Below are 3,865 nucleotides of genomic sequence, written 5' to 3'. Positions count from 1 at the left end.
CGGGATCATTGATCAACTTCTTCATCTGCAGTCGTCCTTCAGTCGAGATTCGCGTAGAATTTCATCGCATTGTCGCGGAACAGCATCCGCCGTTCGTCCTTGCTCATGGGCATGACGAGCGCGCGCTCGGGATCGTCGAAGTCCCAGTGGGGATAGTCCGTTGCAAACATCATCCGGTCGAAACCGATCTGCTCGAACAGGAAGCGCAGGTCTTCGCGCCGCTCGGGCTCGTCGGCTGGCTGTGTCGTGAACCACACGTTCTGACGCAGATATTCGGATGGTGGCCGCTTGCAGAGCGGCGTTTCGGTCCGCAGCTTGCGCCAGTGGTTGTCAAGCCGCCAGCCAAGCGACGGCACCCAGGCAAACCCTGCCTCGATCATCACCACACGAAGGCGCGGAAACAGTTCGAACACCCCCTCCAGGATCATGCTGGAGACCTGCGCATGGGCGCTATGGGTCAGGACGTGGTGGTCCTCCAGGTAATAATCGGGCCAGCCGCTCGGCGATGGCGCATAAGGCGACGGCCCGCCGACATGGAAGCCTATCGGCATGTCGTTGCGCACCGCCGCTTCGAAGATCGGCCAGTAGCGCTTTCGTCCGATCGGCTCCACCGAGCGGGAGCCCAACTGGATCTGCGCGAAATTGCGATCACCCGCCCAGCGCTCGATCTCGGCCACAGCCAGTTCGGCGTCTTCAGCGCCGATATGGATGGAAGCCTTCAGCCTGGGGTCTCTGGAAGTGAACTCATCCACCTGCCATCGGTTCGTCGCCGTGCAGAGCGCGGCCGACAGGTCGGTGTTGCGTGTATTGTTTGCACCGACGATCGGCTGCAGGATGCCGTATTCGATGCCATGGGCATCGAGATGCTGGGTCTGCATGAATTCGAGATCGGACCCCGGAGGATTGCCATTGGGCGGCCAGGCATCCCGGCGTGCCGTTTCCGGGGTGAAACGCGGATAGGGACCGCCGCGGGTCGCATATACGCAATGGGCAAGCGCACCGAACTCGTCGAGATGCTGGCGCCAACGCCGTTCGAGATAGGGATGAAGCGCCTTCTTGTGTTTCAGCGCGGGATGAATGTCGCAATCCACCATCCTGAACCTGGTCGCCTTTTCGGAAGGCTCCACCGCGATATCGTCCGTCATGCTCATTGAATCGTCTCCCTCAGTCGGGGATAGGTCGCCAGCGGATTGTCGCGGGCCATCTTCTCGATGAGACGCGCCGGCACGCCGTCCGGGACAACCCGGTCCCCGTCGAACTGCCAGTGCGGATAATCCGAGGCATAGAGGAGCATGTCGTCCGAACCGATCTGGTTGAGGACCCGCTCCAGGACCGCAGGATCGGCAGGACCGTCGAGCGGCTGCGCCGTGAGCCGGACATGGCGCCGGACGATGTCGATCGGCGACTCGTTGATCCACGGCACCTCGGGCCGCACCGCGCGCCAGGTCTTGCGGGCACGCCAGAGAAAGCCCGGAAGCCAGGTCACGCCGCTCTCGAGAAGCACGACTTTCAGATCCGGAAAGCGCAGGAAGACCCCCTGGGCAATCAGGCTCAGCAACTGGCTCTCGAAGGCGTGGTTGTTTCCGACATAATCCTGCAGGAAATGCGTGGGCCAGCCGTTCGTCGTCGGCGCATAGCGGTAGAGGCTTCCGGCATGAAGGCCGATCGGCAGAGCATGGCGCTGCGCCGCCTCGAAAATCGGCCAGTAGTGTTCCTTGCCGAGCATCATGTCCAGCGCCACCGGCATCAGGATCTGGACGAAGCGTCGGTCACCAGCGAGACGTTCGATCTCTTCCACGGCAAGGCGCGGATTCTGGGTCGGCACGACGATGGAGGCGCGAAGCCGCGGGTCGCGATCCAGCCACTCCGCGCGCAGCCAATCATTGACCGCAGAGCAGATCGCCGCCGCCATGGTTTCGCTGATCGCGAAAGAACCGCCGTAGAGGACATTGCAGATGGCCAGACCGGTACCGAGCCCATCAAGGGCATGCCGTTGCAGCAATTCAAGCCGGCTGGCGCCGACGGCATCACCCTCACGCCAGTCCGGACGACAGGCCAGGGGCGAATTCGGCAGGTAGCTGGCGGGCTGGAACCCATCCTGTCCGCGGGCGATGAATGCCTCGCGCCAATAGTCGCTCATGTATGGCAAAAGCGCCTTGATAGTCGGAACGCCGGGATGGATATCGCAATCGATGGCATTGGCAACGGACACCTGTAACACTCCCGCTTCATTATTTTGGTCCAGCAACCGCTCGCCTTCGGGGCGTGCCTAGAACTCGACCACCACATATTGGTCCTCGACCGACACGCCGAATGTTTCCGCGACATAGGGGCCTGCAACCAGCGTCTCGCCCGGCTCGACGCTCAGATCGTAGGCTTTCGTGCGAAATCGCCGGGGATCGCACCACGACTGACCGGTCCGCAGATCGAATTCCCAGCTGTGCCAGGGGCAGCGTACAAACTCACCGGGCCGGGAATGGCAGAACGTTCCCGGCTCCGAGGACGTCGTCAAACCAACCGTTGTGCCCGTGGACAGACTGCCGCCCTGATGCGGGCAGGCATCCGAAATCCCGAACAGCTCGCCGCCAACGTTGAAGACGGCAATGTCGCGACCCGCCACGCGGACGCGTTTCTGCGTGCCCGGCGGAATATCAGCCAGAGGCGCAACTACAAATTTTCCCACGATATCCATCCCACCACGGATGCCGGAATCTCCTCCCCAGCACCTCGCGGTCATGTTTGGTTTTGTTAGGAAAAAGCTAACAGAAAAGTTTTAGTGGCGCAACTTTATTTGGGCATTTTTCGCTCGACTTGACGTTAAACGTTTCATACGCCACAACAAAAGCCTATCATTAGAAAGAACGCCGATGGCCTCCAACCGGGTAACAATCCAAGATCTTGCAGACCAGCTGGGGCTTTCAAAATTCTCTGTTTCGCGCGCGCTCTCGGGGAAAGCGGGGGTGGGCGAAAGCACGAGAAGCCGGGTCATCCGCGCCGCGCACGCCATGGGTTATCGGGTCCAGCAGGATGTAAGCTACACGGCCGGCCATATTCTTTTCATCCGCCAGGAAATCGACCCCGTCAGCAGTGAGCTTTGGCTGAACATCATGCACGGCGCCGAACGCGAGGGCGAGAAGCTGGGCTTCGTGATCGTGCCGCGGCAGGCGCGTTATCTGAGCGACGTCACACAGCTGGAATCGTCCGTTGTCGGCATGATACTGGCCGTACCCAAGCCGTCCGACTGGACTGCTGTCGCAACAAAAACCGGCCTTCCGGTCGTCTGCGCCAGCTATGCCGGCCCCATGGAACAGGTCGATCAGGTGGTCGGGGCAGACTGGGAATCGGGTTATGGCGTGGCGCAAATGCTGCTGCGACTCGGACACCGTCAGATGGCCTTCGTTCATGGGAACGAAACCCCCATGGGCCGGGCGGAACGCTTCCGCGGCTTCCGCGACGGCGCTTTGAGCGCAGCCGACGCCCATGTCGATGACATCGTGTTTGACGAATCGGCAGGCTTCCGTGGTGCCTTGCTGACCTATCTGCGATCGGGAAAATCTCCCACTGCGCTGTTCTGCGCCCATGACGGCATCGCAATCACCGAGATTTCTTCCGGCACACGAACGCCGAGGCGAAGCAGTTCGGAAACGACGGTGATTGCGGTGCCGTCATGGGCGCAGAACAGCGCGGTCGGAGATTTTCCCGATCGTAGATAGGTCAGAAAGGTGCCACGGAAGCCTGCCGATTCGTCAAACACGATGTCGTCGACATGGGCGTCGGTTGCGCTCAAAGCGCCGTCGCGGAAGCCGCGGAAGCGTTCCGCCCGGCCCATGGGGGTTTCGTTCCCGTGAACGAAGGCCATCTGACG

4 protein-coding genes and 1 pseudogene are annotated in these 3,865 nt (G+C 61.3%); 1 reads left to right on the top strand and 4 read right to left on the bottom strand.

Translation table 11 applies throughout. The annotated features are described in order from the left end of the window. Positions 1-38: 38 nt before the first annotated feature. Genes VL202_RS12740 through VL202_RS12730 form a run of 3 tightly spaced genes read right to left on the bottom strand, consistent with a single transcriptional unit; the run spans position 39 to position 2,683 of the window. Complete coding sequence (locus VL202_RS12740; protein WP_325464483.1) at positions 39-1,151, bottom strand: amidohydrolase family protein; 1,113 nt, start codon at positions 1,149-1,151, stop codon at positions 39-41. Next, positions 1,148-2,212 carry an amidohydrolase family protein gene (locus VL202_RS12735; RefSeq protein ID WP_325464482.1) on the bottom strand — a complete coding sequence of 355 codons (1,065 nt, stop codon included), beginning with the start codon at positions 2,210-2,212 and terminating at the stop codon, positions 1,148-1,150. Before VL202_RS12735 ends, VL202_RS12740 begins: the two co-directional genes overlap by 4 nt. A gap of 57 nt (positions 2,213-2,269) precedes the next feature. After that, the gene (locus VL202_RS12730) at positions 2,270-2,683 is read right to left on the bottom strand and encodes a Rieske (2Fe-2S) protein (RefSeq protein ID WP_325464481.1); all 414 of its coding nucleotides are present in this window, start codon (positions 2,681-2,683) and stop codon (positions 2,270-2,272) included. Between the two features lie 184 nt (positions 2,684-2,867). On the opposite strand from VL202_RS12730, the pseudogene VL202_RS12725 reads away from it, so the two are divergent. Then, positions 2,868-3,587 (top strand): annotated as a pseudogene (locus tag VL202_RS12725) (LacI family DNA-binding transcriptional regulator); the annotation flags it as partial. On the opposite strand, the gene VL202_RS12720 reads toward VL202_RS12725, so the two are convergent. After that, positions 3,536-3,829, bottom strand: a complete 294-nt coding sequence (locus tag VL202_RS12720; protein WP_325464484.1) for a substrate-binding domain-containing protein — start codon at positions 3,827-3,829, stop codon at positions 3,536-3,538. The pseudogene VL202_RS12725 and the gene VL202_RS12720 sit on opposite strands and share 52 nt — an antisense overlap. Positions 3,830-3,865: the final 36 nt, after the last annotated feature.

Origin of the sequence: Pararhizobium sp. (assembly GCF_035497515.1) — a bacterium.
Classification (GTDB): Bacteria; Pseudomonadota; Alphaproteobacteria; order Rhizobiales; family Rhizobiaceae; genus Pararhizobium.
Note: the sequence above shows the minus strand (reverse complement) of the source record. Positions and strands in the feature narration are given on the sequence as shown.

Bases quoted from the DNA above. Each gene is read 5' to 3' on its own strand.
- VL202_RS12740 (WP_325464483.1), bottom strand. From the start codon at position 1,151: ATGAGCATGACGGACGATATCGCGGTGGAGCCTTCCGAAAAGGCGACC.
- VL202_RS12720 (WP_325464484.1), bottom strand. From the start codon at position 3,829: ATGGGCCGGGCGGAACGCTTCCGCGGCTTCCGCGACGGCGCTTTGAGC.